The organism is Sphingopyxis terrae subsp. terrae NBRC 15098, assembly GCF_001598815.1.
Lineage (GTDB): Bacteria > Pseudomonadota > Alphaproteobacteria > Sphingomonadales > Sphingomonadaceae > Sphingopyxis > Sphingopyxis terrae.
On record NZ_BCZQ01000018.1, the window covers coordinates 87,838 to 111,737 of the forward strand.

The 23,900-nt window shown below is 65.1% G+C and carries 29 protein-coding genes; 7 read left to right on the top strand and 22 right to left on the bottom strand.

Annotated features, from left to right (window positions below; translation table 11 throughout):
• Positions 1 to 84 precede the first annotated feature (84 nt).
• Together STE01S_RS11940 and STE01S_RS11945 are read left to right on the top strand one after the other, a co-directional pair.
• A complete protein-coding gene (locus tag STE01S_RS11940) occupies positions 85 to 525 on the top strand; it encodes a hypothetical protein (RefSeq protein ID WP_062767881.1) in 441 nt (146 codons plus the stop codon).
• 8 nt (positions 526 to 533) lie between these two features.
• On the top strand, positions 534 to 1,250 hold the full coding sequence (locus tag STE01S_RS11945; RefSeq protein WP_062767883.1) for an extensin-like domain-containing protein: 717 nt from the start codon (positions 534 to 536) through the stop codon (positions 1,248 to 1,250).
• Positions 1,251 to 1,259: 9 nt separating this feature from the next.
• Here STE01S_RS11945 and STE01S_RS11950 read toward each other — a convergent pair whose 3' ends face one another.
• From STE01S_RS11950 to STE01S_RS12000, 11 genes are all read right to left on the bottom strand, one after another.
• The gene (locus tag STE01S_RS11950; RefSeq protein ID WP_003047938.1) at positions 1,260 to 1,631 is read right to left on the bottom strand and encodes a HesB/IscA family protein; all 372 of its coding nucleotides are present in this window, start codon (positions 1,629 to 1,631) and stop codon (positions 1,260 to 1,262) included.
• On the bottom strand, positions 1,631 to 2,101 hold the full coding sequence (locus STE01S_RS11955) for an SUF system Fe-S cluster assembly protein (RefSeq protein ID WP_003047934.1): 471 nt from the start codon (positions 2,099 to 2,101) through the stop codon (positions 1,631 to 1,633). The genes STE01S_RS11950 and STE01S_RS11955 overlap by 1 nt, the downstream gene beginning before the upstream one ends.
• On the bottom strand, positions 2,098 to 3,279 hold the full coding sequence (locus STE01S_RS11960; RefSeq protein ID WP_120694183.1) for an aminotransferase class V-fold PLP-dependent enzyme: 1,182 nt from the start codon (positions 3,277 to 3,279) through the stop codon (positions 2,098 to 2,100). Before STE01S_RS11960 ends, STE01S_RS11955 begins: the two co-directional genes overlap by 4 nt.
• A complete protein-coding gene (locus STE01S_RS11965) occupies positions 3,276 to 4,001 on the bottom strand; it encodes a SufD family Fe-S cluster assembly protein (RefSeq protein WP_082813318.1) in 726 nt (241 codons plus the stop codon). The genes STE01S_RS11960 and STE01S_RS11965 overlap by 4 nt, the downstream gene beginning before the upstream one ends.
• The gene (locus STE01S_RS11970) at positions 3,998 to 4,312 is read right to left on the bottom strand and encodes a hypothetical protein (RefSeq protein ID WP_062767887.1); all 315 of its coding nucleotides are present in this window, start codon (positions 4,310 to 4,312) and stop codon (positions 3,998 to 4,000) included. The genes STE01S_RS11965 and STE01S_RS11970 overlap by 4 nt, the downstream gene beginning before the upstream one ends.
• Positions 4,309 to 5,052 (bottom strand): Fe-S cluster assembly ATPase SufC, encoded by a 744-nt coding sequence (gene sufC, locus STE01S_RS11975; RefSeq protein ID WP_062767889.1) that lies wholly within the window; start codon positions 5,050 to 5,052, stop codon positions 4,309 to 4,311. The genes STE01S_RS11970 and sufC overlap by 4 nt, the downstream gene beginning before the upstream one ends.
• Positions 5,039 to 5,311, bottom strand: a complete 273-nt coding sequence (locus STE01S_RS11980; RefSeq protein ID WP_062767890.1) for a hypothetical protein — start codon at positions 5,309 to 5,311, stop codon at positions 5,039 to 5,041. The genes sufC and STE01S_RS11980 overlap by 14 nt, the downstream gene beginning before the upstream one ends.
• On the bottom strand, positions 5,308 to 6,786 hold the full coding sequence (gene sufB, locus STE01S_RS11985) for a Fe-S cluster assembly protein SufB (RefSeq protein ID WP_062767891.1): 1,479 nt from the start codon (positions 6,784 to 6,786) through the stop codon (positions 5,308 to 5,310). The genes STE01S_RS11980 and sufB overlap by 4 nt, the downstream gene beginning before the upstream one ends.
• Before the next feature lies 1 nt (position 6,787).
• The gene (locus tag STE01S_RS11990; RefSeq protein WP_003047910.1) at positions 6,788 to 7,294 is read right to left on the bottom strand and encodes an SUF system Fe-S cluster assembly regulator; all 507 of its coding nucleotides are present in this window, start codon (positions 7,292 to 7,294) and stop codon (positions 6,788 to 6,790) included.
• A gap of 292 nt (positions 7,295 to 7,586) precedes the next feature.
• Positions 7,587 to 8,444 carry a helix-turn-helix domain-containing protein gene (locus tag STE01S_RS11995; RefSeq protein ID WP_062767892.1) on the bottom strand — a complete coding sequence of 286 codons (858 nt, stop codon included), beginning with the start codon at positions 8,442 to 8,444 and terminating at the stop codon, positions 7,587 to 7,589.
• A gap of 130 nt (positions 8,445 to 8,574) precedes the next feature.
• A complete protein-coding gene (locus tag STE01S_RS12000; protein ID WP_062767893.1) occupies positions 8,575 to 10,392 on the bottom strand; it encodes a DUF885 domain-containing protein in 1,818 nt (605 codons plus the stop codon).
• Between the two features lie 120 nt (positions 10,393 to 10,512).
• On the opposite strand from STE01S_RS12000, the gene STE01S_RS12005 reads away from it, so the two are divergent.
• The 3 genes from STE01S_RS12005 (at position 10,513) to STE01S_RS12015 (ending at position 15,268) form a co-directional block, all read left to right on the top strand.
• Positions 10,513 to 11,583: a quinone-dependent dihydroorotate dehydrogenase gene (locus tag STE01S_RS12005; protein ID WP_062767894.1), complete on the top strand. Its 1,071-nt coding sequence runs from the start codon at positions 10,513 to 10,515 to the stop codon at positions 11,581 to 11,583.
• An 82-nt stretch (positions 11,584 to 11,665) separates the two neighbouring features.
• Complete coding sequence (ggt, locus tag STE01S_RS12010) at positions 11,666 to 13,357, top strand: gamma-glutamyltransferase (protein ID WP_062767896.1); 1,692 nt, start codon at positions 11,666 to 11,668, stop codon at positions 13,355 to 13,357.
• Positions 13,358 to 13,438: 81 nt separating this feature from the next.
• Positions 13,439 to 15,268: an AMP-dependent synthetase/ligase gene (locus tag STE01S_RS12015; protein WP_062767898.1), complete on the top strand. Its 1,830-nt coding sequence runs from the start codon at positions 13,439 to 13,441 to the stop codon at positions 15,266 to 15,268.
• Positions 15,269 to 15,349: 81 nt separating this feature from the next.
• Here the strand turns inward: STE01S_RS12015 and STE01S_RS12020 are convergent, their stop codons facing one another.
• The 11 genes from STE01S_RS12020 to STE01S_RS12065 form a co-directional block, all read right to left on the bottom strand.
• The gene (locus STE01S_RS12020) at positions 15,350 to 15,796 is read right to left on the bottom strand and encodes a hypothetical protein (protein ID WP_255265940.1); all 447 of its coding nucleotides are present in this window, start codon (positions 15,794 to 15,796) and stop codon (positions 15,350 to 15,352) included.
• Positions 15,797 to 15,860: 64 nt separating this feature from the next.
• On the bottom strand, positions 15,861 to 16,589 hold the full coding sequence (gloB, locus tag STE01S_RS12025; protein WP_062767902.1) for a hydroxyacylglutathione hydrolase: 729 nt from the start codon (positions 16,587 to 16,589) through the stop codon (positions 15,861 to 15,863).
• Between the two features lie 74 nt (positions 16,590 to 16,663).
• A complete protein-coding gene (locus STE01S_RS12030) occupies positions 16,664 to 17,101 on the bottom strand; it encodes a VOC family protein (protein WP_003047492.1) in 438 nt (145 codons plus the stop codon).
• Between the two features lie 9 nt (positions 17,102 to 17,110).
• Positions 17,111 to 17,548, bottom strand: a complete 438-nt coding sequence (locus STE01S_RS12035; protein WP_062767904.1) for an acyl-CoA thioesterase — start codon at positions 17,546 to 17,548, stop codon at positions 17,111 to 17,113.
• Positions 17,549 to 17,557: 9 nt separating this feature from the next.
• The gene (locus STE01S_RS12040; RefSeq protein ID WP_062767908.1) at positions 17,558 to 18,325 is read right to left on the bottom strand and encodes an alpha/beta fold hydrolase; all 768 of its coding nucleotides are present in this window, start codon (positions 18,323 to 18,325) and stop codon (positions 17,558 to 17,560) included.
• Between the two features lie 10 nt (positions 18,326 to 18,335).
• Positions 18,336 to 18,590, bottom strand: coding sequence for a DUF6356 family protein (locus STE01S_RS12045; protein WP_062767910.1), 255 nt, complete (start codon positions 18,588 to 18,590; stop codon positions 18,336 to 18,338).
• Between the two features lie 193 nt (positions 18,591 to 18,783).
• Complete coding sequence (locus STE01S_RS12050; RefSeq protein WP_062767911.1) at positions 18,784 to 19,692, bottom strand: alpha/beta fold hydrolase; 909 nt, start codon at positions 19,690 to 19,692, stop codon at positions 18,784 to 18,786.
• A gap of 4 nt (positions 19,693 to 19,696) precedes the next feature.
• The gene (locus STE01S_RS12055) at positions 19,697 to 19,888 is read right to left on the bottom strand and encodes a helix-turn-helix transcriptional regulator (RefSeq protein WP_062768012.1); all 192 of its coding nucleotides are present in this window, start codon (positions 19,886 to 19,888) and stop codon (positions 19,697 to 19,699) included.
• Positions 19,885 to 20,295 carry a hypothetical protein gene (locus STE01S_RS12060; RefSeq protein WP_062767912.1) on the bottom strand — a complete coding sequence of 137 codons (411 nt, stop codon included), beginning with the start codon at positions 20,293 to 20,295 and terminating at the stop codon, positions 19,885 to 19,887. Before STE01S_RS12060 ends, STE01S_RS12055 begins: the two co-directional genes overlap by 4 nt.
• A 2-nt stretch (positions 20,296 to 20,297) precedes the next feature.
• Positions 20,298 to 20,468 (bottom strand): hypothetical protein, encoded by a 171-nt coding sequence (locus STE01S_RS20420; RefSeq protein ID WP_162928273.1) that lies wholly within the window; start codon positions 20,466 to 20,468, stop codon positions 20,298 to 20,300.
• A gap of 104 nt (positions 20,469 to 20,572) precedes the next feature.
• Positions 20,573 to 20,986 carry a MerC family mercury resistance protein gene (locus tag STE01S_RS12065; protein WP_062767913.1) on the bottom strand — a complete coding sequence of 138 codons (414 nt, stop codon included), beginning with the start codon at positions 20,984 to 20,986 and terminating at the stop codon, positions 20,573 to 20,575.
• Between the two features lie 149 nt (positions 20,987 to 21,135).
• Here STE01S_RS12065 and thrS point away from each other — a divergent pair, with 149 nt between their 5' ends.
• Positions 21,136 to 23,142, top strand: a complete 2,007-nt coding sequence (gene thrS, locus STE01S_RS12070) for a threonine--tRNA ligase (protein WP_062767914.1) — start codon at positions 21,136 to 21,138, stop codon at positions 23,140 to 23,142.
• Complete coding sequence (locus STE01S_RS12075; protein WP_062767915.1) at positions 23,139 to 23,900, top strand: sulfite exporter TauE/SafE family protein; 762 nt, start codon at positions 23,139 to 23,141, stop codon at positions 23,898 to 23,900. The genes thrS and STE01S_RS12075 overlap by 4 nt, the downstream gene beginning before the upstream one ends.

A 23,900-nucleotide genomic window follows, 5' to 3' on the forward strand; every position in this document is an offset into this window, starting at 1 on the left:
TCTTCGCCCGGCGATTTCAGCGGCTTGCGCCGCGACCCGTCCGCCCTATCTCTGTCTTTCAACCGAAAGGCAGGGGGACAGGATATGGCATTGGCGGCTTTTCTTGCGGGGCTGGTGGCGGCGATGCTGCTGGCACCGGACACGCCCGCGGCGCGCTGGCTTCACCGCCATTGCGTCGAAGAACTGCTCGATCTCGCGAGCCGGCTCGAGCGCAAGCATATCCTGTTCCTCGTCGTCGGCCTCGTGTCGATCCAGGCTTTCGCGATGACTCTGCCCGCCGAACTGGCGGTGGCGATGGCGTGGGATGTCACCGCCTATGTCGATCTGGTCGTCGCCGTCTGGACGCTCTCCGCCTTCGCGCGAGTCCGGTCGATGAAGGCCTGGGTCGCGATGAAAGTCCGCGGGTCGCTGCTGCGGCTGCACCGCCGCCGGGTGCGGGCGAGCCGCGTGCGCCGACCCGTCGAAAGCCATAGCGCCGCAAATGACGACGACCCTGCGCCGGCGCGCGTTGCGCTGGCGGCCTGAGCGCCGCCGTGGCACGCCGTCGCGGGCCGATTCTGTCCCTGCTGCTGCTGGCGCTGCTAAGCGCGGGCTTGCTGGTCGGCTGGCGCTGGCTGCGCGCGCATCCCGAACATGATCCCTTTGCGCCCTTCGACCTCGCGCAGCCGCTGGGCTGGGCAACGCATCGCAAGCTCGTCGGACTGGCTGGCGAGGATGAAGCCTGTTTTTCGGTGTTCGACCGCGCGGGCGAGCGATACGCGCGGCGCCCTGCGGCCGACGCGGGGCAATGCCGTGCGAGCCAGCGCATGATCCTTGCCGGCAATCGCCTTGTCCCCTCGATGCGTCCCGCGAACGCCGCACCCGGCTGCGCCGTGACCGCGGCACTGGCGCTATGGACGCGCGATGTGGTTCAGCCCGCGGCGCAGGAGCATTTCGGACAGAAGGTTGTCGGCCTTGAAAATCTGGGCAGCTATAATTGCCGCAAAATTGCCGGGCGACAGGCGCAAAGCGAACATTCGACCGCCAATGCAATCGACATTTCGGCCTTCATCCTTGCTGACGGGACGCGTGTGGCGCTGCGTGCCGACTGGGACGATCGCGGTGCGAAAGGAGCTTTCCTGCACGCGGTGCGCGATCGGTCGTGTGGGCTGTTCAGTACGCTGCTGTCGCCCGATTATAACCGGGCGCACGCCGACCATTTCCACCTCGATATGGCGGCGCGGACGGCGGGGTGGACGGTCTGCAGCTAAGATCGACCGTCAGACCGTAAAGCTCTCGCCGCAGCCGCACGCGCCCTTGGCGTTGGGGTTCTCGAACACGAAACCCGCTGCGAAATCATCCTCCACCCAGTCCATCGTGCTGCCGATCAGATAGAGTACCGACGCGCCGTCGATGTAAAACACGCCGCCGGGCGTTTCGATTTTCTCGTCGAATTTCTGCTCGTCAGTCACATAGTCGACCGAATAGGCAAGGCCCGAACAGCCGCGCCGCGGCGTCGACAGCCTGACCCCGATCGCGCCGTCGGGCGCGGCCGCCATCAGCTTTGCGATGCGCGCTTCGGCGCCGGGCGTCAGCGTGACGGCGGCGGGGCGGGCTGTCCGCGTCTTCTCGGGTGTCTTGGCTTCAGTCATCACAGCATTCCCAATTCGAGCCGCGCCTCGTCGCTCATATTGGCGGGCGACCAGGGCGGATCCCAGACAAGGTTCACTTCGGCGTCGCCGACGCCGGGCACCGCGCCGACGCGCAGCTCGACCTCGCCGGGCATCGATTCGGCGACGGGGCAGTGCGGGGTGGTCAACGTCATGGTGACGATGACATGGCCTTCATCGATCTCGACATTGTAGATCAGGCCAAGGTCATAGATATTCACCGGAATTTCCGGATCGTAAATATCCTTGAGCGCCGCGACGACGGCTTCGTACAGGTCGCCGCCGACGCCGTGCGGATCGACCGCTGCGGGCTTGGCGGCGAGAAAGCCCTCCAGATAATCGCGCTTGCGCTCCAGCTTCTCGGGCGCGGTTTCGGCATCCTCGACGCGCGCTTTGGGCGGCGGCGCGACGCTTTCCACTTCCTCGATCCTGATGCTGTTTTCTTCGCTCATCCGAAAATCCTCTCGACGCGCGCCAATCCTTCGACCAGCGCGGTCACATCGTCTGCATTGCTGTAGAGTCCGAAGCTCGCGCGGGCGGTCGCCGGTACGCCGAGATGCGCCATCAGCGGCTGCGCGCAATGATGCCCGGCGCGGATCGCGACCCCGCTTTCGTCCAAGATAGTGCCGATGTCGTGCGGATGAACCCCCGCCATCGCGAAACTGACGATCCCGGCGCTGCGGTCGGGGCCGAACAGCGTGATGCTGTTCTTGCGGGCGAGCTGCTCGCGCAAACTGCCGACCAGCGCACATTCATGCGCGTGGATCGCCTCGAGCCCGATCGTCTCGACATAATCGACCGCCGCCGCGAGCCCCAGCGCCTCGACAATCGCGGGCGTGCCGGCTTCGAAACGGGTCGGGGCGGGGGCGTAGGTCGTCCTTTCGAACGTCACCCGGTCGATCATCGACCCACCGCCCTGCCACGGCGGCAGGCGATCGAGCTTGTCGCCCCACAGCACGCCGATACCGGTCGGGCCGTAGAGCTTGTGGCCCGAAAACACATAATAATCGCAGCCGAGCGCCGCGACGTCGACCGGCAGCCGCGGCACCGCCTGGCAGCCGTCGATCAGAAGTTCGGCGCCGACGCGGTGCGCGATTTCGGCGGCGCGGGCAACCTCGAGCGGGCTGCCGAGCACGTTCGACACATGCGCGAAAGCGACCATCGTGTGTTCGGGGGTCAGCATCTTTTTGGCGGCATCGAGATCGATGCAGCCGTCTTCGGTCAGCGGGCACACGTCGACCTGCCAACCGGCGAGCTGCCAGGGCACGATATTGCTGTGATGTTCGAGCATCGACAGCAGCACGCGGCCTTTGCGCGGGTGGGAATAGGCGACGAGGTTGATCGCCTCGGTCGCACCGCGCACGAAGGCGATCTGATCCTCCTTCGCGCGGATGAACCCTGCGATCCGCCGCCGTGCCGCCTCATAGGCGAGCGTCATGTCGGCCGAGCGCGCATAGACACCGCGGTGCACGGTCGCATAGTCGCGGCCCATCGCATTCACCGTCGCATCGATCACCGCCTGCGGCTTCTGCGCGGTCGCGGCGGTGTCGAGATAGTGCCAGCCGGGCGTCAGGCCGGGGAAATCGGCGCGGACATCGGGGAAGGTGCGGAGGGCGGTCGCGGTGCTCACACCAATTCCCCCAGCTTCGCCAGCGCCAGCTCCCGCAAGTGTGCTTCATCTTCGGCGCCATCGAAAACGCCGGCCACGAAAGCCTGCAGCAAGATCTTCTTCGCCTCAGCCGACGGCAGTCCGCGCGACTGAAGATAGTAAAGGCTCATCGCGTCGAGCTCGCCGATCGCGCAGCCATGCGCACACTTCACATCGTCGGCGAAGATTTCGAGTTCGGGCTTGGCGTTGGCGGTCGCGCTGCGGTCGAGCAGCATCGCCTTCACATCCTGTTCGCTGTCGGTCTGCTGCGCGTCACGCGCGACCGCAACTTTGCCGAGATAGGTGCCGGTCGCGGTGCCGCCGAGGACCGAGCGCACCATCTGCCGCGACGTCGCACCGGGCTCGGCATGGGTGACGGTGGTGACGATCTCGAGATTCTGCTCGCCGCCGCCAATCTGCGCGGCGCCGAGATTGAAGTCCGCGCCTTCGTGGAGCGTCACGGCGAGTTCGATGCGGCCATATGCACCGCCGATGTTGAGGACGTGCAGCGACGCAGTCGCGCCCTTGCCCAGCACCAGCTCGATCTGGTGGATATCGCCCGCGTCCTGCACGATTGCGCGCATGAAGTCACCGCCTGCGGGCACGACGATATTTTCGGGCGCGGGCAGCGGCCAAGCTGCTGCGACCGCGTCGATGTCGCTATAGCGCCACGCTTCGTCGCGGCGATTAGGGAGAGCGGTCATGGCCTGCGCTCCGCCCATTCGCGGCGGAAGTTCGCGAGCAACGTCGATTTTCGCTTGTCGATGCAGGCCTTCACTTCAGCCTGATTCGATGCGCCTTTCTTCACGCAGGTCGCGCTTGTCTTGCAGAGCTGCGCGTCGAGACGCGCATTGCCGCTGCTTTCGCTGAGGTCGCAATGATAGCGCCCCTTGGCATCACGGCCGACATGGACCGCGATGCCGCTCAGCTTCTGTGCGATCACGACGATTTCCTCGTCGGTCGGCACCGGCTCGGGCGCTTGCGCAATCGTCAGAAGGGCGAAAGCGAGGATCACGCCGCGATCTCCGCATAGCCTTCGCGTTCGAGCTCAAGCGCCAGCTCGGGCCCGCCCGATTTCACGATTCGTCCCCCGGCCAGCACATGCACGAAGTCGGGCTGCACATAATCGAGCAGCCGCTGATAGTGGGTGATAAGCAGCACTGCCTTGTCGGGGCGCCGCATGATCGCATTGATCCCGTCGCCAACGGTGCGCAGCGCGTCGATGTCGAGGCCGCTGTCGGTCTCGTCGAGAATCGCGAGCTTGGGATCGAGGATGCCCATCTGCACCATCTCGTTGCGCTTCTTCTCGCCGCCCGAAAAGCCGACGTTCACGGGGCGTTTAAGCATGTCCATGTCCATCTTGAGCAGCCCCGCCTTCTCGCGCGCCACTTTAAGGAACTCGCCGCCCGACAGCGGGTCCTGCCCGCGCGCTTTGCGCTGCGCGTTCAATGCCTCGCGCAGGAACTGGACGTTCGACACGCCGGGAATTTCGACCGGATACTGGAAACCGAGGAACAGGCCGGCGGCGGCGCGCTCGTGCGGCTCCATATCGAGCAGATCCTGTCCCTCAAAGGTCGCCGATCCCTCGATCACCTCATACCCCGGCCGCCCGCCGAGCACATAGGACAAAGTCGATTTACCCGCGCCATTTGGCCCCATGATCGCATGGATCTCGCCCGCATTGATGGCGAGCGACAGGCCCTTCAGGATCGGCTTGTCGGCGACGGTGGCGTGGAGGTTTTCAATCCGAAGCATTGTTTTCCAGTTCAGCAATTAACTCGGAAACCAGAGGCGTGATACGTTGCCGCACCGCTTGGTCTCGTGAGGAAAGTAGATCGATCAGTTCGTCTGCAACTCGAAGACGGCACCGATCGATCGCAGGGTCAGAATGCGGGATCGACGTGAAGTCATCTATGTCCCACGCGCCCATATCGAGCTGCTCGCGGCCATCGATGGCGCTGAGCAGACGTATCGCGTCGCTGCGAGTTTCGATGCCGTTGGGAAAGGCGGTCACCCCACGCTCCCCTCAAGGCTGATCCCCAGCAATTTCTGCGCCTCAACCGCGAACTCCATCGGCAGCTGCTGCAGCACTTCCTTCGCGAACCCATTCACGATCAACGCGACCGCTTCTTCCTGTCCCAGCCCGCGCTGCATCGCGTAGAAAAGCTGATCGTCGCTGATCTTGCTCGTCGTCGCTTCATGCTCGACGGTCGCGGTCGGGTTGCGGACTTCGATGTACGGCACCGTGTGCGCGCCGCATGTGCTGCCCAACAGCAAGGAATCGCACTGGGTGAAGTTGCGCACGCTCTCGGCGTTCGGCGCCACCCGCACGATGCCGCGATAGGTGTTGTTAGACTTGCCCGCGCTGATCCCCTTGCTGACGATGGTCGAGCGCGTGCGCTTGCCATTGTGGATCATCTTGGTGCCGGTGTCGGCCTGCTGGAAATTGTTGGTGACCGCGACCGAATAAAATTCGCCGACGCTGTCGTCGCCGTTGAGCACACAACTCGGATATTTCCACGTGATCGCGCTGCCGGTCTCGACCTGCGTCCACGACACCTTGCTGCGCTTGCCCTGGCACAGCGCGCGCTTGGTCACAAAATTATAGATGCCGCCGAGGCCTTCGGCATTGCCGGGATACCAGTTCTGGACGGTCGAATATTTGATCTCGGCATCGTCAAGCGCGACCAGTTCGACCACCGCGGCGTGGAGCTGGTTCTCGTCGCGCATCGGCGCCGTGCAGCCTTCGAGGTAGCTGACGTACGCGCCCTTGTCGGCGACAATCAGCGTCCGCTCGAACTGCCCCGTATTCTCGGCATTGATGCGGAAATAGGTGCTGAGTTCCATCGGACAGCGCACGCCCTCGGGAACATAAACGAACGTCCCGTCGGAGAAGACCGCGCAGTTCAATGTCGCGAAATAATTGTCGTGCATCGGCACGACCTTGCCGAGCCACTTCTTCACCAGCTCGGGATATTCGCGGATCGCTTCGGAGATCGAAAGGAAGATCACGCCGGCGCGCTTCAGCTCCTCGCGGAAAGTCGTCGCGACGCTCACGCTGTCGAACACCGCGTCGACCGCGACCTTGCGCGCGCCTTCGACGCCGGCGAGCACCTTCTGCTCCTCGATCGGGATGCCGAGCTTTTTATAGACTTCGAGGATTTCGGGATCGACCTCGTCGAGACTGCTGAGCTTCGGCTTCGCCTTGGGCGCCGCATAATAGTACGCATCTTGGTAGTCGATCGGCGGCACGTTGAGCTTCGCCCAGTCGGGGGTTTCCATCGTCTGCCAATGACGAAACGCCTTGAGCCGCCAGTCGAGCATCCATTCGGGCTCGTTCTTCTTCGCCGAAATGAAGCGGACCGTATCCTCGGTCAGCCCCTTCGGCGCGAAGTCGGTCTCGATGGCGGAAGACCAGCCATGCTCATAGTCGGCAACGCGCAGCGCGGCGTCGCGGGCGGCCTGATCCTTGATTTTTACTTCATCCATTTCAAAAACCCGTTTGTGCTGAGCTTGTCGAAGCACTGATCTTTTCTGTGCTGCTGCGAAGAGGGAAAGACGGCCCTTCGACAAGCTCAGGGCGAACGGTTTTGGCAAGTCCGCTCAGGCTCGCCAGGCTGATGTCCGCCAGCGCGCCGCGCACGGCGCTGTTGACGACGCCCCAGTGCGGTTTGACGCGGCAATTGCCTTCGAGCGCGCAATCGTGCCGGCCATCCTCGACGCAGGTGGTGAGGGCGATCGGACCTTCGACGGCTTCGATAATATCGGCGATGCTGATCGCCGCCGCGGGACGGGCAAGGCGCACCCCGCCGCCGGTGCCGCGCGTCGACACCAGCAGGCCGGCGCGGGCGAGGCCGCTCACCAGCTTCTGCGCCGTCGGGCCGGGAATGCCCGTCTGTTCGGCCAGCATCGCCGCGTGCAGCGGCACCGATCCGCACTGGCGCGCGGCGGCGCTCATCAGCACGACGGCATAATCGGCAAGGTTGGACAGGCGCATGGCTCTTTCCGGCGGAATTGCGAACGATTCTTAATTGGAGTAATTTGTTCCAATTAGATAGTCGCTGAGCGCCCTAGGCGCAAGGTCGAGGACCGGCAATAAAAAAAGGCACCCATCCAGCCGGAGCCGAATGAGTGCCGAGATGAAGGTCTCAGTCCTCGTCAAAGGAAGAGCTCTTCTGGGTCGCGGATTCCGGATAGGTCGCGGGCCCGATTCGCGATTGTATCAAAACGCCAAATCGTCGCTCGGCGCCGAAAAAGACCGTCCCGTCGTGGGGCAGGGCCGAACGGACTCAGGTTTCGGAAACGATCGGGCTGACCTTGCCCGCAAGCTGTTTGCGGCCCTTCGTCGTCGCCTCGGTATAAAGCGTCGGCTTGCCGAGCTGTCCCGGGGTTGCCCCGGCGAAGCGCTTGATCTCGCGGATCAGGTGCGACTGGTCGTAAAAGGCGTCGCCAAGCTGTGCCTCGTCCAGCGTCTCGCCGCGCGCCAGCGCCGCCGCGGCGCGCACGGCGCGATATTTGCGCGCCAGCATGCGCGGCGACAGGCCGTAATAATGTTTGGTCATCCGCTCGACCGAGCGGATCGACATGCCGGTTGCTTCGACCAGGTCATGCACCTGCGGCGACGCCGATCGCGTCAGCCATTCATCGACGGTGCGGATGAACCACATCGCGGGCGCCTCGGTCTGTTTCAGCACCGCGCGGACGAAATTATTACCGATAATCAGCCGCTCTTCGTCGTTCGCGGCGCCCAGTATCGCGTCGGCAACCTCGTTGATCCAGTCGCCGAACAGATCGGCGGCGTCGATCGCGCGATCGGTCAGTTTCTCGCCATGGCTGCCCATCAGCGCGGCCCAGCCGGCGGGCAGCATGCCGAAGCCGAAGATGCGCGTCGGGCGGTTGCTGATCGCGCGGACGCGGCCGCTCGTCGGTCCGACGATATTGGCGCGCCGTACCGTGCTGCTGTGTCCGTCCGAAAAGACATATTCGCCGTCGGCAACGGTGATGAAGCGAAACTGCGGGCGGTCGGCGCGCTCATATTCGTCGAAGCGCGGCATGTTGATGCGCGCACAGTAAAAGCTCGACACCATGTCCGCCAGATCGGGATCGGGCGGAAAATAGTGCAGCTCGAACGGCTGCTCGCCGCTCATCTGCCCGGATGAGGCTGACGTATCCGACATGACGAGACCGACCCTTCGGCGGCTTTGTTGCCGCCTTTTGCTTCCCCGCCATAATTTCAGAACGCCCGGCTGCGTCAAGGCGCAATTTTGATTCGCACTATCAACGGCTGGCGGCGATCCAGGCATCGACGCGGCGTTCGAGGATGTCGAGCGGCACCGGCCCCGATTTGAGCACCACGTCATGAAAGTCGCGATAGTCGAAACGGTCGCCCAGCGCCGCCTGCGCGCGCGTCCTGAGTTCCATGATCTTGAGCTTGCCGATCAGATAGGCGGTCGCTTGTCCCGGATAGACGATATAGCGTTCGATCGCCTTTTCGATGTCGCCGTCGGGGTTGGGCGTATTGTCCTTGAGATACTGGATCGCCTGCTCGCGGCTCCAGCGCTTGTCGTGAATGCCGGTGTCGACGACGAGTCTGCACGCGCGCCACAATTCCATGCCGAGGCGCCCGAAATCGCTGTAGGGATCGGCATAGGCGCCCATGTCCTTCGCCAGTTCCTCCGAATAGAGGCCCCAGCCTTCGGTATAGGCGGTGAAGCCGCCGAAACGGCGGAAGGGCGGCAGGCCGGTCAGTTCAGTCTGCACCGCGCGCTGCAGGTGGTGTCCCGGAATACCCTCATGATAGGCGAGCGCTTCAAGCTCGGTCTTCGACATGTCGCGCAGGTCATAGAGGTTCACATAATAGGTGCCGGGCCGCGATCCGTCGGGCGAGGGCGACTGGTAAAAGGCCTTGCCCGCCGACTTTTCGCGGAAGGCTTCGACCGCTTTCACCTGCAGGTGCGCCTTCGGCAACGTATGGAAGAAGGCGGGCAGCCGCGCCTCCATCGCCTTCACCTTGGCATCGACATCGGCCAGATAATCCTCGCGGGTCGTATAATAATATTGCGGGCTGGTGCGCAGATGCTCGAAAAACTCGCGCAACGTCCCTTTGAAGCCCACCTGCGCCATGATCTTCTTCATCTCGCCGTGGATACGCGCGACTTCGGAGAGGCCGAGCGCGTGGATCTGCGCCGCGCTCATGTCGGTGGTCGTATAATTGGCGAGCAGCGCGGCATAATAGGCTTTGCCGTCGGGCAGGCGCCAGATGCCGTCCTGCGTCGGCGCGACCGCCTGCTGGCGCTTCATTTCGGCGAGCAGCCGGCCATAGGCGGGGCCGGCGCTTTCCGCCCATGCGGCCTTTGCCGCATCGGTCAGTCGTGTCTTTTCGCCGGCGTCGATGTCGAGCTTGCCGACCTTCGCGCCGATATCCTCGATCACCGCATTGTCCGGCTTCATCAGATTTTCGATGTCGCTGATGACATAGGCATAGACCCACTTCGGCGGCTGGACGCCCATTTTGGCGCGCCGTGCCGATTCCGCCGACAGCGCGTCGAGCACCGGGCCCATGCCGCGGATGCGCTCCACATAGGCTTCGGCTTCGGCAACATTGGCGACGCGGTGGATGTTGATCAGAAAGGCGGGCATCTGGCTCTGCGCGCCGTTCATCTGGTCGAAGATATATTCATCGTCGCGGAACGGGAACAGCCGCTCGGCGCGCGCCGCCTGCGCGTTGAACAGTTCGAAGGACAGCGCTTCCTCCGCCGACAGCTTCGCGGGGTCGAAGCTCGCGCGCATGGCCGCCGCGGTCGCCTGTTGCAGCGTGTGGCTGGCAACCTCGGCATCGTCGCTCGGGTCGTTCCACTTGCCGTAATCGGCGTCGCGGATACCGCGATACGCCTTGCCTTGCGGGCTCAACGACAGCTGCGCTTCGTCATAATTGTCGAAGAATTGCGCAAGATCGGCGCCCGCCGGTGCGCTCGCCGCGGGCGATTGCGGCGCGGTCGCCACGGTCGCCGGCGTACATCCCGCCGTCGCCAGCAGCACGAGCGCGGTGGACAGGATCGCGGTGGACGGGCGGGCGGCGAAACGGCGATGCGACACGATAGTCTCCCTTTGTTGGCCGGTTGACCGCAGGCCCGGCAAGGCCCTTCATTTTGCAACGATTTCCGGCTGGTCGGCAGGGGGCTTGCCATAGCCGTCGTCCCGGCGCAATGGCGGGGCATGTCGCTCTTTGCCTCCGCCGCCGATGCCGCCTACGGCCTTGTCCGCCCCGTCGTTCACGCGACCGATGGCGAGGCGGCGCATAATCTGACGCTCGCCGCGTTGCAGCCCTTGCCGCGTGCGCGCCGGGCGCTGACCAGTCCCGTGCTGGCGACCGAGCTGGCGGGGCTGAACTTCCCGAACCCGGTCGGCCTCGCCCCCGGCTTCGACAAGGATGCGCGCGTGGCGCATGCGATGCCCCATTTCGGTTTCGGCTTTGTCGAGGTCGGGACGCTCACCCCCTTGCCGCAGGACGGCAATCCGCGCCCGCGGCTGTTCCGGCTGGTCGAGGACCGCGCGGTGGTCAACCGCATGGGCTTCAACAACGGCGGGCAGGCAAAGGCGGCCGACCGCATCGCCTGCCTGCGCCGCCACGGTCTGCCGGTGCCGCTCGGCATCAACATCGGCGCCAACAAGGACAGCGCCGATCGCATCGCCGACTATGCGAAGGGCACGGCGGCCATGGCGCCGCTCGCCGATTATCTCACCGTCAATATCTCGTCGCCCAACACGCCGGGCCTGCGCGCCTTGCAGGATCGCGGCGCGCTCGAGGCGCTGCTCGACGGCGTCGCGGCGGCGCAGCCTGCGGGAGCGGCCAAGCCCGTCTTCCTGAAGGTCGCGCCCGATCTTGAACCCGCCGACATCGACGACATCGTCGCGGTGGCGATCGACAAGCGCCTTGCCGCGGTCATCGTGTCGAACACCACGATCACGCGCCCGCCGCTCGCCTCGCGCCACGCGGGCGAAGCGGGGGGGCTGTCGGGCGCGCCGCTTCACGATCTCGCGCTTCAGCGCTTGCGCGACTTTCGCCGGGCAAGCGGCGGAACAGTGCCGCTGATCGGCGTCGGCGGTATCGCCAATGCCGATCAGGCTTGGGCGCGCATCCGCGCGGGCGCCAGCCTGATCCAGATCTATTCGGCGATGGTGTTCGAAGGGCCGGGGCTGGCCGCACGCATCGCGCACGGCCTCGAAGATCGCGCCGCGCGCGACGGTTTTGCACGGGTGAGCGACGCGGTGGGCGCCGACGCCTGACGTGCTCGCGCCGGCGGGCAGGGGAGACGGGCGGGGGGAACAGGGCTTGCACTCGCCAGACCCCCGCGCCAATGTCGCGCGCATGCTTAAACGACTCCTTGCTGTCTTCAGCCTCTTCGTCCTTGCCGTCCCGTCGCTTGCCGCGGCGCAGGGCGTCACCTCGTCGGCCGACCCGCGTGCGACCGAGGCGGGGCGAGAGATTTTGCATCAGGGCGGATCGGCGGCTGACGCCGCGATTGCCATGGTTGCGGTGCTGACGCTCGTCGAACCGCAATCGAGCGGCATCGGTGGCGGCGGGTTCATGGTCTACCACAACGCCAAGGACGACAGCATCTCGACCATCGACGGCCGCGAAAAGGCGCCGGCCGCGGCGAAGGGCGACCGCTTCCTCGGCCCAGACGGCAAGCCGCGCGGGTTCATGGACGTCGTGCCGGGCGGCCTGTCGGTCGGCGTTCCGGGCAATGTCCGCCTGATGGAAATGGCGCACAAGAAATGGGGCAAGCTCGAATGGAAGGCGCTGTTCCAGCCCGCGATCAAATTGGCCGAGGAAGGGTATAAGGTCACGCCCGCGCTTTACACCTGGCTCGAGCAATTCCAGCCGGTGTGGAAGGATTTCCCGGCCGCCCGCGCCATTTATTATGTCGACGGCAAACCCGCGCCCGTCGGCACCGTGATCCGCAACCCCGCCTATGCCGCCATCCTGCGCGACATTGCAGCGCGCGGCCCCGAAGCCTTTTATGCGGGCGCCAATGCCAAGGCGATCAGCGACGCGGTGGCCAAGGCGCCGCGCAATCAGGCACAGCTCACGCTCAAGGATTTCGCCGCCTATCAGGCGAAGGAGCGCCCGGCGGTCTGCACCACCTATCGCATCTACAAAGTGTGCGGCATGGGGCCGCCCTCGTCGGGCGCGACGACCGTCTTCGGCATCCTCGGCATGCTCGAGGGCTATGACATGAAGGCGATGGGCAAGGACAATCCGATGAGCTGGCACCTGCTGGCCGAAGCGATGCAACTCGCCTATGCCGACCGCGCGGCCTATCTCGGCGACGCCGATTTCGTCGATGTGCCGGTGAAAGGCCTGCTCGACAAAGGCTATCTGGCCGAACGCCGCCAGCTCATCTCGCCCTATGGCGCCGCAGGCCATTATGAACCCGGCACGCCGCCGGGCGCGAAGCCGCGCGCTGCCGCGCCGCCGATTCCCGAACATGGCACGACGCATTTCGTCGTCGCCGACAAGGACGGCAATGTCGTCTCGATGACCTCGACCGTCGAAAGCATCTTCGGCAGCCAGCTCATCGCCAACGGCTATTTCCTCAACAACGAGCTCACCGATTTCGACTTCGTGCCGGTCAAGGACGGGCAGCCGACCGCCAACCGGGTCGAAGCGGGCAAGCGACCGCTTTCCTCCATGTCGCCGACGATCGTCTATGGCCCCGACGGCAAGGTGATCCTGGCGGTCGGCTCGGCGGGCGGCAAGCGCATCATCATGCATGTGACCAAGACGCTGATCGGCGTCCTCGACTGGGGCCTCAGCGCGCAGGACGCGATGGAACTGCCCAATATCTTCTTCGGTCAGCAGGGCGTGCTGATCGAGAATGACGATCTCGGCAAGGCGATCGCGGCGAAGATGAAGCCCTTCGGCTACAGCTTCACGCCGACCGATCTGGGCTCGAAGCTCAACGCGATCGAACGCGTCGGCGATGGCTGGCGCGGCGCCGCCGACCCGCGCGGGCCCGGCACCTCGTCGGTCGATGGCGCCCCGGCCCAGAACTGACCCGGAAGGGGGCTTCAACCGGAACGCCGTTCACCCTAAGAACGACCCAACGACAATAACCTCCCGAGGAGAGCGAGAGGCATGAAGCTGGACAACCCGCATCTCGACCATTTTCCCAGTCTGGTCGCGATGTTTTTCGACCGTGCCGAACGGGGCGGCGAAAGCCCCTTTCTCTGGCACAAGGCCGATCGCGCGTGGCAACCGCTGAGCTGGCGGCAGGTTGCGAACCAGGTCGCCGCGCTCGCGCATAATCTGCGCGCGCTGGGGCTGAAGGAGGGCGACCGCGTCGTCCTCGTCAGCGAAAACCGGCCCGAATTCTGCATCGCCGATCTCGCCATCATGGCGGCGGGGTGCATCACCGTGCCGACCTACACCACGAACACCGAACGCGATCACCAGCATATCCTCGACAACAGCGGCGCGCGCGCCGTCATCGTCTCGACCGCAAAGCTCGCGCGCACCCTGATGCCCGCAGTGATGCGGTCCGATGCGCATATCGTCATCAGCATGGAAAGCCTGCGCGTCGGCCAGCAGGGCGAGGTGGCGGTCCACGACTGGGCGCCGCTGGTCGAAGGCGGCGAGGCGCATCTGGCGGACGCGAAGGCGCGGGGGCTCGCGATGACGCGCGATGATACCGCCTGCCTTATCTACACCAGCGGCACCGGCGGCGCGCCGCGCGGGGTGATGCAGCATCATGGCGCGATCCTGCACAATGCGGCGGGCGCCGCCGAGGTGCTGGTCAATGATTTCGGCATCGGCGACGAAGAGGTGTTCCTCTCCTTCCTGCCCCTGAGCCATGCCTATGAGCATTCGGGCGGGCAGTTCCTGCCGATCATGGTCGGCGCACAAATCTATTACAGCGAGGGCCTCGAAAAGCTCGTCTCGAACATCGAGGAAACGAAGCCGACGATCATGGTCGTCGTCCCGCGGCTGTTCGAAGTGATCCGCGCCCGGATGATCAAGTCGGTCGAAAAACAGGGCAAGCTTGCGAACTGGATGCTCAGCCAGGCGCTGCGCGTCGGCGAAAAGGATTATGAGCGCCGCCTCGGCGTGCTCGACCGCCCGGTCGACCTCATCCTCAACAAGCTGTTCCGCCCCAAGATCCAGCAGCGCTTCGGCGGCCGGATGAAAGCGCTCGTTTCGGGCGGTGCGCCGCTCAACCCCGAAATCGGCGTCTTCTTCCACTCGATCGGCCTGACGCTGCTTCAGGGTTATGGACAGACCGAGGCGGGGCCGGTGATCAGCTGCAACCGCCCCTCGGTCGGCCTCAAGATGGATACGGTCGGCCCGCCGCTGATGAACACCGAAGTGCGGATCGCCGACGACGGCGAAATCTGCGTCCGCGGCGAGCTCGTCATGAAGGGCTATTGGCGCAACGAGGAGGAAACGGCGCGGGTCCTCGTTCCCGATCCGGCCGAACCCGACAAGGGGCCGTGGCTTCATACCGGCGACATCGGCCATATCGACGACCAAGGCCGCATCGTCATCACCGACCGCAAGAAGGATCTGATCGTCAACGACAAGGGCGACAATGTCTCGCCGCAGCGGGTCGAAGGGATGCTGACGCTCCAGCCCGAAATCCTGCAGGCGATGGTCTATGGCGACAAGCGCCCGCACCTCGTCGGCATATTGGTGCCCGATCCCGAATGGATGGCCGAATGGGCCGAGGTCGAAGGGCTACCCAAGGATTTGAAACTGCTGCGCGAGCATGAAAAATTCCGCACCGCGATCCGCGAGGCGGTCGACCGCGTCAACGGCCAGCTTTCGGTGATCGAAAAGGTGCGCAAGTTCGACTTTGCCGACGAACCCTTCACGATCGAGAATGAACAGATGACCCCGTCGATGAAGATCCGCCGCCACATCCTGCGCAAAGTCTATGAGGACAAGATCGCGGCGCTCTACAAGGGGTAGGTTCGCGTCAGGATACAGGCGGGGGCGCGACCCGAAAAGCTCGGCGCAAACCGGAACCCCGCCTGTGACCGAACCTTTGGTTCAGCCGCCGTCCCCCGCCGGTTTGCGATAGGGGACGAATTCGCCAAAGACGCATGTCGGACCGCGAATGCCGCTGCTGCGGTCGACGAGATAGAAGAAGTCGCCTTCGCAGGTCGACGATCCGAACTGGCGCACGACCATGATGTCGCTGTCGCGCGCGAGGCCGGGGCAACTGCCCTTCAGCGTGTTGCGGTAAACCAGATTGCGCCCCGACCGATAGAGCAGGATGTCGTCCGACACGCGAATGCTGTCCATCGAACGGTAATTGGGCAGGCATTTGACCGGGGTGCCCGGCGTCTTGCCCGCGAGCTGCTTGTCGAGCGTCGCCGCCTGCTTGGGCGTCAGCGCCGCGGCACCGGGGGCGCCGCTTCCCGACGGCGCACAGCCGGCAAGCGAGGCGGCGGCGCCGATCAGGGCGGTGCAAAGGGCAAAACGGGGCATGGTCATCATAGGGGTCCTGACGGGCGTTGTTTGGCGGACGGACGCTGAACGAGGGCTGAAGCAGCCCATGTCAGGCCGCATCCTTCAGCGCGCGGATGCGGCCGAGTTCCGCTGCGCTGGGCGCGCGAAGAAAGGGGTTGGTCGCGCGCTCGTCGCCGATCGTCGTCGGCACTGTGGCTATGCCTTGCGCGCGCGCCGTTTCGACCGCGCTCAGGCGCTCGGCCAGCGCGCGGTTGTCGGGATCGACCGTCACCGCGAAGCGCGCGTTCGACAGCGTATATTCGTGCGCGCAATAGACGCGCGTCGCATCGTCGAGGGTCGCGAGGCGCTGCATGTTCGCGAACATCTGGTCGGCGGTGCCTTCGAACAGGCGGCCGCATCCCATCGCGAACAATGTGTCGCCGACGAAGATCACGCCGTCCTCGGCAAAATGATAGGCGATATGCCCGGCGGTGTGCGCGGGGACCGCCCAGACGTCGGCGACATGCGCGCCGAGCATGACCCGGTCGCCATCGGCGACGAGGCGGTCGGCGGTCGGTATGCGCTCGCGCTCGGCCGCGGGCGCGATGATCTCGCACCCGGTCTTCGCCTTGATGTCGGCGTTGCCGCCCGTATGGTCGGGGTGCCAATGGGTGTTCCAGATCGCGGTGATCGGCCAGCCGCGCGCGTTCGCCTCGGCCAGCACCGGCTCCGCCACCGCGGGATCGACGACCATCGTTTCGAAGCTCGCCGGATCGTGGACCAGCCAGACATAATTGTCGCTGAGGACGGGGATGCGGACGATTTCCAGCGCGCTCACGCTCTTCTCCTATGTCTCGCCGGCCTCATGCCTTCCAAGACGGACACGCGCGCGCGCCGCCTTGGTTGCACGATCTACCAGCTTCCCGTGTTCGGCATGGAGGCCCAGGGTTCGGCAGGCTCCAGATGGCCGTCCTGCAACAGCTCGACCGAAATGCCGTCGGGTGATCGCACGAAGGCCATATGGCCGTCGCGCGGCGGGCGGTTGATCGTCACGCCGGCGTCCATCAGGCGCTGGCAGGTTTCGTAGATATTGTCGACGCGATAGGCGAGATGCCCGAAATTGCGCCCGCCCGAATAGCTTTCGGGGGCGCTGCCATCCTCGGGCGGCCAATTATAGGTCAGTTCGACCTCGGCAACGCCGGCCTGTCCCGGCGGGGCCAGAAAGATCAGCGTGAACCGGCCCGCTTCGCTGTCGAAGCGGCGGACTTCCTCAAGGCCGATCAGCTTGAAGAAATCGATGGTGGCGTCCGGATCCGAAACGCGGATCATCGTGTGGAGATATTTGGTCATGCCCCCATATTAGGCACGAAGCGCGCGACCTTCAAACGCTTCGAACAGATTTACGAATTCATCGGGGACCGGGCTCGGCGCGCCCTGCGCTTCGGCGACATGGACGTTGACCAGAACGCCCGTCGCGCGCAGATCGTCCACGCCCGCGCCGTGCAGTTCGAAATGAAAGACCATCGAACTGCGCCCAACGCGCGCCGCGCGCACGCAGATGTCGATTTCCTCGTCGAGCAGGATGGGCGCACGATAGTCGATCTCGGCGCGCGCAACGTGGAATTCGGGGCTGTCGTGGCCCGGCCAGCGGTCATACACCCCCGCCGCGCGCCAATATTCGGTGATGCCGATATCGAAATATTCGAGGTAGCGGCTGTTGAACACCACCCGCTGCGCGTCGATTTCGGCATAGCGGACGCGCTTGCGCACATGGAATTTATAGTCGCTGCGGGCCATGATTGTCCTTCAGTCCGGATGGGTCGCGAGGCGCGCGACAGTATCGATCAACAGGGCGATGTCGCCATCGCGCGAAAGGCGGTGGTCGCCGCCCTTGACCAGCGTCACCTGCACATCGTCGCTGGCAAGCGCCGCGGCAACGCGCAGGCTGATGTCGGGCGGCACGTCGCCATCCTCCTGGCCGTGGAGCAGTCGCACCGGACAGGCGAGGGGGATTTCACCGTCGAGCAACAAGTTCGCCTCTCCTGACTGGAAGAAGCCGCGCGTCGTCACATAGGGCTGATCGCCATAGGGCGTCTCTTCGATCAGCGCGCCTTCGGCGAGGATGATCGCCTTTTCTTGCGGCGAGAAACCCCAGCGGGTGAAGTCGGGCGCGGCGGCGATGCCGACCAGTCCCGCCACCCGCGCCGGCCCGTCGCGCGCGACCAGTTCGCGCGCCGCAAGCAGCATCAGCCAGCCGCCCATCGACGATCCGACAAGGATCACCGGCCCCTCGACCTTTGCGTCGATCAGGTCGAGGACGTCGCCGCGCCAGTCGAGCAAAGTCTGGTCGGCAAACAGTCCGTCGGACAGGCCGCAGCCCGCATAATCCAGCAGCAGGCAGGCCTGCCCTTCGGCGGCCGCCCAGTCGAACAGCGCGGTCGCCTTGCCGCCGGCCATGTCGGACATATAGCCGGGCAGGAATATGATCGTCGGCCCCGCGCCGCTGGCATGGCGATAGGCAAGCCGCGGGCGGCCGGGACGGTCGAGATAATCGGGTGTCGCCGTTTCGGTCACGCGAACGCGCTCAGATCACCCAGTCGACCGTGTTCATCTGTGCCACGGCCTGGCCCTTGGCGCGGCGCTGTTCGACCATGATCTTGTTGAGCCGCTGGATGGTGTCGCTGCCGGTGGTGATGCACCAGCCGGGCACGACCGCGTGGACCAGCGCGCACAGACCGCCCCAGATCATCGTGAAGCCGAAGCGCGAGGCGACCGCGAAATGCTCGACGTAATTTTCGTCTACGCTTTTCGGATGATCGACAAACAGGCGCTTGAACATTTTGGCGGCTCCTTTCGGTTTGCCGCCGCCCTAGCGAGCGGCCGAGGCGCAGGCAAGGGCGGTATCCGGATACTCCCCGCGGGGGAACACTTACTTGTTCCAGCCGGAAATATGCCGACCTTGTCCTGAGCGCCTACCAGACAGCCGAAGCCCGCTGCCGCCTCCCCGGGCCGCCAGCACAGGGAGGATCAACTTAATCTGAAAGGAACTTGTCGACCGCGTCGGCAAAGGCCTCGGGTTGATCGAGCATGATGAAATGGCGGCTGCCGTCGATCCGCTTCAGCTTCACGGTCTTCGCCGTTGTAAAGGCACCTTTGTAGAGGCCATCGACCATCGCTTCGGGCATCGCGCTGGCATCGAGCGGATAGAGCATCGTGAACGGCGCAGCGATCGCGCTCAGCTCGGGTCGAAGATCGGTGGTCATGTCATCATACATCAGCTGCACCGCCACCTTCGCGTTCGCCGCCCGCGTCCACGCCTTGACCTGCGCACGGCCGGCGTCGGTGGCCGACATTATCTGCAGCGTCCGGTCGTCGGCCTCGGCGCTTTCCCGTGCGGCGAGCATCGTCTGCATCGCGGCGGCCTGCGGCTCGACGTCGGCGACGGTCGCGGTCGGACCGAACAGAATCCCGAAAAAGGGCAGGCTGTCGACGACCATCAGCCGGCCGACTTCCTGGGGGGCGCGGGCGGCGATCATCATGGCGGTCAGCCCGCCGAGCGAATGGCCGATGACCGCCGGAGCGGGGCGGCCTTGGTCGACGATGCAATCGTCGATATAGTCCGCAATCTCGCGCATCATCGGCTCGAGTATCGGGCCCTCGGCATTCAGGCCCGGCGCATCGCCGCCGAATCCGCGCACCTCGACAAGGTGCAGGCGATGCGTCGCTTTCAGCCGTTCGGCAGTGGGCGCCCAGACCGCGCGCGGCGAGGACAGGCCGGGGATCAGCACGACATCGGGACCGTCGCCTTCGACCTCGACCGTGATCCGCTTGCCTTCGAGCAGGCCGGTGCCGCATCCGGCGGCGCCTTCCGCGGCATCGGCGCGCGGTGCGATGGTGGCGATCAGCAAGATGAACAGCGCGGCGATGGAAAGTCGTTTCATGGGTTCAGTCTTTCAGGAATATGGCTTCGATCGGCAGGCCGAACAGGTCGGAAATGCGGAAGGCGAGCGGCAGCGACGGATCATATTTGCCGGTTTCGATGGCGTTGACCGACTGGCGCGACACCTCGAGCCGGTCGGCGAGGTCCTGCTGGCTCCAGTCACGCTCGGCGCGCAGAACCTTCAGGCGGTTCTTCACGCGCACCCCGCATCGCCAAGCGTCAGCTTGTTGACCAGCGCGCCGACGCCCAGCCCGAAGCACCAGACCGGAAAGACCCAGAAGATGGGAACCCGGGAAACGTCGGTATAGAGTTCCAATATGCCCCAGGTCGATGCCAGCGAAAGCGTCAACCCGGTCGCGACCAGCGCCTTGCGTATCTCCAGCATCCGCAGATATTCGTCGCTGAGTTCGGTCAGGAAGCGGCCGATCGACCAGATCACGCCAAGCACGGCGAGGCCGGGGATCAGGGCGATGGCGATAGTCGCCGGGCTTGCGCTCGCGCCTTTCGGAAGGACGCTGCTGGCAAGGAGGATCGCCGCGACATAAGCGGCCGACATCGGGATCAGGCGCCGGACATAGCGGCGCTGGGCGAGATTCATCGCCATGGTCAGGTCGCTTCCCGCGTGCGACAGTGTTTCGGCGTCGTTGCGATCATGATCGCGGGCAGCACGATGATCAGCATTGTCGCGATATTCTCGGGAATGATGTCGAGGATCTGCGCAAAGGCGACGCACATGATGGCGAGGGCCCAGCAAAGAGCACGGAAAATCGGCGGCATCGGTCAAGCTCCCTTGTTAAACAGTAAAGGAACATTGACACAGGGATTCGTTCTTGTCAAGCGACATTGACACAATGACAAGCGAGCCAATCGCGCTGGAGGCGTCAGCCTTTCGCGTGCCGCAATCGCCAGTTGACGATGTGTGCGCTGGCGAGGGCGATCGCGCCGAGGGTGGTGAACAGGCGGTCGCCGGTTTCGGGGGCGAGGCCGCCGATCCAGCCTTCGTGCGCGGCGAGTCCGGCGGCGAGGAGGGCAAGGCCGATCAGTGCCGCGGCGACGGGATAGCGATGGCCGTGGTGCCGCTGGCCGTCGGCCAGCGCCAGCGCCGCCGCGGGCGCGGCAAGCAGCAGGATCACCGCATGAAAGCTCTCGGGCAGCGAGAGCCAGGCGCTCAGCGCGGGCGCCGCGAGCAGGAGCAGCGGCAGTGCGAGGCAATGGACGAGGCAGGCGAGCGACAGCCCGACTCCGATAAGGTCGGCGGCGCGCGAGCGCAGCGAGGGGCGGGCGGGGAGGCACATGGATCGGGCTTTCGGCAGAGGAGGCGACGGGGTCGACATAATGATACATTGTATCATTGCAAGCCCTCGCGGTGAAAACGGCCCTTGCCGCTGCTTTCGCGCGCTGGCAAAGGGGCGCAGTTTATTCCGCCAGAAAGGCCCGATTTCCAATGTCCGAGATGATCCGCGTCACCCTTCCCGACGGCTCTGCCCGAGAAGTCGCACGCGGCACTACTCCGGCGCAGATCGCGGCAGACATCGGCCCCGGCCTCGCCAAGGCGGCACTTGCCGCAAAGATCGACGGCGAACTGCGCGACATCATGCGGCCGCTGGAGGAAGACACCAACCTTGCGCTGGTCACGAGCCGCGACGAGGCCGATGCGCTCGAACTCGTGCGCCACGACTATGCGCATGTGCTGGCGGAGGCAGTGCAGAATCTGTTTCCCGGCACGCAGATCACCTTCGGTCCCTCGACGAACGACGGTTTCTATTATGATTTCGCGCCGACCGCCGACCGCGGCCCGTTTCGCGACGACGAACTGCCGCTGATCGAGGAGGAGATGCGCCGTATCATCGCCGCCGACCTGCCGCTGACGCGCGAGGTGTGGGAACGCGACAAGCTGATCGCCAAATGGCAGGCCGAGGGTGAGACGTTCAAGGCCGAATGGGCCGCCGAACTGCCCGAGGGCGAGGAACTGACCGTCTACCGCTCGGGAGACGGCTGGATGGACATGTGCCGCGGGCCCCATTTGGCTTCGACCGGCAAGCTCGACCCCGCCGCCTTCAAGCTGACGCGAGTCTCGGGCGCCTATTGGCGCGGCGACCAGAAAAATGCCCAGCTTTCGCGCATCTACGGCACCGGCTGGCTCAACAAGAAGCAGCTCGCCGAGCATCTCGTCCGGTTGGAGGAAGCCGCGAAGCGCGACCACCGCAAGATCGGCCGCGAGATGGACCTCTTCCACCTCCAGGAAGAAGCGCACGGCAGCGTCTTCTGGCACCCCAAGGGCTATCGCATCTACCGCGAGCTTGAGGCCTATATGCGCCGGGCGATCGACGGCTCGGGCTACCAGGAGGTCAAGACGCCGCAGGTGATGGACGCGCGCCAGTGGGAACAGTCGGGCCACTGGGGCAAATATCGCGAGAATATGTTCGTCATCCCCGACGAGGTGCCGAATATCGAGGACGACGGCCCGCTCGTCTCCGACGATGCCGAGTGGATGGCGCTCAAGCCGATGAACTGCCCCGCGCACGTGCTGATCTTCCGCCAGGGGATCAAGTCGTACCGCGACCTGCCGCTGCGCATGGCCGAAATGGGCTGCTGCCACCGCAACGAACCGCATGGTGCGCTGCACGGCATCATGCGTGTCCGCCAATTCACGCAGGACGACGGCCATATTTTCTGCCGCGAGGATCAGATCGTCGAGGAAGTGCGCGCCTTCTGCGAACTGCTCGACCGTGTCTACAAGCAGCTCGGCTTCGAGAAATATGCCGTGAAGCTCGCGCTGCGGCCCGAGATGCGCTTCGGCACCGACGCGATGTGGGACAAGGCCGAGCAGGAACTGCGTGAGGCGGTCGCGCGCGCGGGCATGGCGAACGACGATTATGGCTGGGAAGAATTGCCGGGCGAGGGCGCCTTCTATGCTCCCAAGCTCGAATTCCACCTGACCGACGCGATCGGGCGGACGTGGCAGTGCGGCACGATCCAATCCGACCGCGTCATGCCCGAACGCCTCGATGCATCCTACGTGGGCGAAGATGGCGAGCGCCACCGCCCGGTGATGCTCCACCGCGCGATCCTCGGCACCTATGAACGCTTCATCGGCATTTTGATCGAGCATTTCGCCGGCCGCTTTCCGACCTGGCTCGCGCCGGTGCAGGCGGTCGTCGCGACGATCGTGTCCGATGCCGACGATTATGCGAAGGACGCCGCGGCGCAGCTCGAGGCGGCGGGCATCCGCGTCGAAACCGACCTGCGCAACGAAAAGATCAACTACAAGGTGCGCGAACACAGCCTTCAGAAGGTTCCCTATCTGCTTGTCGTTGGCAAGCGCGAGGCCGACGAAGGCACCGTCGCGATCCGCACCCTCGGCCAGGATGGCCAGCGCATCCTGCCGCTCGCCGAAGCGATCGCGATGCTGAAGGGTGAAGCGACCCCGCCGGACCTGCGCCCCGCTTGACCGGCATCAAGGCTCTCGTCGGCCTGGCGCCGCTCACCTTTGCGGGCGCTGCGGCGATGACGTTCGGCGCGGCCTATGTGCGCGGGCTGACCGGTTTCGGCATGGCGATCATCCTCGTGCCGCTGCTCGGGATGATCGTGCCGCCGGGGCAGGCGGTCGTCGTGGCGATCATCCTGCAATTGCTGATCGGTCCGGTCGGGCTGCGCGTCATCCTGGCCGATGCCGACCGCCATACGGCGGTGCCGATCGGGCTGATCGCGATGGCGACGACGCCGCTCGGCATGCTCGCGCTGAAAGCGATAACCCCCGATGTCGCGCGCCTGATGATCACGCTCGTCGCGGTCGGCGCCTTCCTGGCGATCCTGATGCCCAAACAGCCCGAGGGACATCGGCCCGGCCGCGTCGCCATCGGCGGGACGGGGATTGCGTCGGGCTTGCTCACCGGCTTCGCCGCGATGCCGGGGCCGCCGGTGGTGCCTTTCTACCTGCGCCGCCGGCTCGATCCGCGGACCGCGCGCGCGTCGATGATGCTGATCTTCTTCGCCACTGCCATCGCAGGGACGCTCGCGGCGCTGTGGACCGGGCTCGCGACGCACCGCCTGCTCATCCTCGCGCTGCTGCTGTTCGTGCCGATGTGGCTCGGCAATCATCTCGGCGGCCGCCACTTCGGCCGCGTTCCGGCGCATCTATGGCAGGCGATGGTCGCGGTCGTCCTCGGCCTCTCGGCGATTTCGGCGGTGGTGCGGATCTTGAACTAG

What these genes read in the sequence shown, in the direction of transcription:
- STE01S_RS11940 (WP_062767881.1), top strand. Translation starts at nt 85, where the DNA reads ATGGCATTGGCGGCTTTTCTTGCGGGGCTGGTGGCGGCGATGCTGCTG.
- STE01S_RS11950 (WP_003047938.1), bottom strand. Translation starts at nt 1,631, where the DNA reads ATGACTGAAGCCAAGACACCCGAGAAGACGCGGACAGCCCGCCCCGCC.
- STE01S_RS11955 (WP_003047934.1), bottom strand. Translation starts at nt 2,101, where the DNA reads ATGAGCGAAGAAAACAGCATCAGGATCGAGGAAGTGGAAAGCGTCGCG.
- STE01S_RS11965 (WP_082813318.1), bottom strand. Translation starts at nt 4,001, where the DNA reads ATGACCGCTCTCCCTAATCGCCGCGACGAAGCGTGGCGCTATAGCGAC.
- sufC (WP_062767889.1), bottom strand. Translation starts at nt 5,052, where the DNA reads ATGCTTCGGATTGAAAACCTCCACGCCACCGTCGCCGACAAGCCGATC.
- sufB (WP_062767891.1), bottom strand. Translation starts at nt 6,786, where the DNA reads ATGGATGAAGTAAAAATCAAGGATCAGGCCGCCCGCGACGCCGCGCTG.
- STE01S_RS11990 (WP_003047910.1), bottom strand. Translation starts at nt 7,294, where the DNA reads ATGCGCCTGTCCAACCTTGCCGATTATGCCGTCGTGCTGATGAGCGCC.
- STE01S_RS11995 (WP_062767892.1), bottom strand. Translation starts at nt 8,444, where the DNA reads ATGAGCGGCGAGCAGCCGTTCGAGCTGCACTATTTTCCGCCCGATCCC.
- STE01S_RS12005 (WP_062767894.1), top strand. Translation starts at nt 10,513, where the DNA reads ATGTCGCTCTTTGCCTCCGCCGCCGATGCCGCCTACGGCCTTGTCCGC.
- ggt (WP_062767896.1), top strand. Translation starts at nt 11,666, where the DNA reads ATGCTTAAACGACTCCTTGCTGTCTTCAGCCTCTTCGTCCTTGCCGTC.
- STE01S_RS12015 (WP_062767898.1), top strand. Translation starts at nt 13,439, where the DNA reads ATGAAGCTGGACAACCCGCATCTCGACCATTTTCCCAGTCTGGTCGCG.
- STE01S_RS12020 (WP_255265940.1), bottom strand. Translation starts at nt 15,796, where the DNA reads ATGACCATGCCCCGTTTTGCCCTTTGCACCGCCCTGATCGGCGCCGCC.
- STE01S_RS12030 (WP_003047492.1), bottom strand. Translation starts at nt 17,101, where the DNA reads ATGACCAAATATCTCCACACGATGATCCGCGTTTCGGATCCGGACGCC.
- STE01S_RS12035 (WP_062767904.1), bottom strand. Translation starts at nt 17,548, where the DNA reads ATGGCCCGCAGCGACTATAAATTCCATGTGCGCAAGCGCGTCCGCTAT.
- STE01S_RS12045 (WP_062767910.1), bottom strand. Translation starts at nt 18,590, where the DNA reads ATGTTCAAGCGCCTGTTTGTCGATCATCCGAAAAGCGTAGACGAAAAT.
- STE01S_RS12050 (WP_062767911.1), bottom strand. Translation starts at nt 19,692, where the DNA reads ATGAAACGACTTTCCATCGCCGCGCTGTTCATCTTGCTGATCGCCACC.
- STE01S_RS12060 (WP_062767912.1), bottom strand. Translation starts at nt 20,295, where the DNA reads ATGGCGATGAATCTCGCCCAGCGCCGCTATGTCCGGCGCCTGATCCCG.
- STE01S_RS20420 (WP_162928273.1), bottom strand. Translation starts at nt 20,468, where the DNA reads ATGCCGCCGATTTTCCGTGCTCTTTGCTGGGCCCTCGCCATCATGTGC.
- STE01S_RS12065 (WP_062767913.1), bottom strand. Translation starts at nt 20,986, where the DNA reads ATGTGCCTCCCCGCCCGCCCCTCGCTGCGCTCGCGCGCCGCCGACCTT.
- thrS (WP_062767914.1), top strand. Translation starts at nt 21,136, where the DNA reads ATGTCCGAGATGATCCGCGTCACCCTTCCCGACGGCTCTGCCCGAGAA.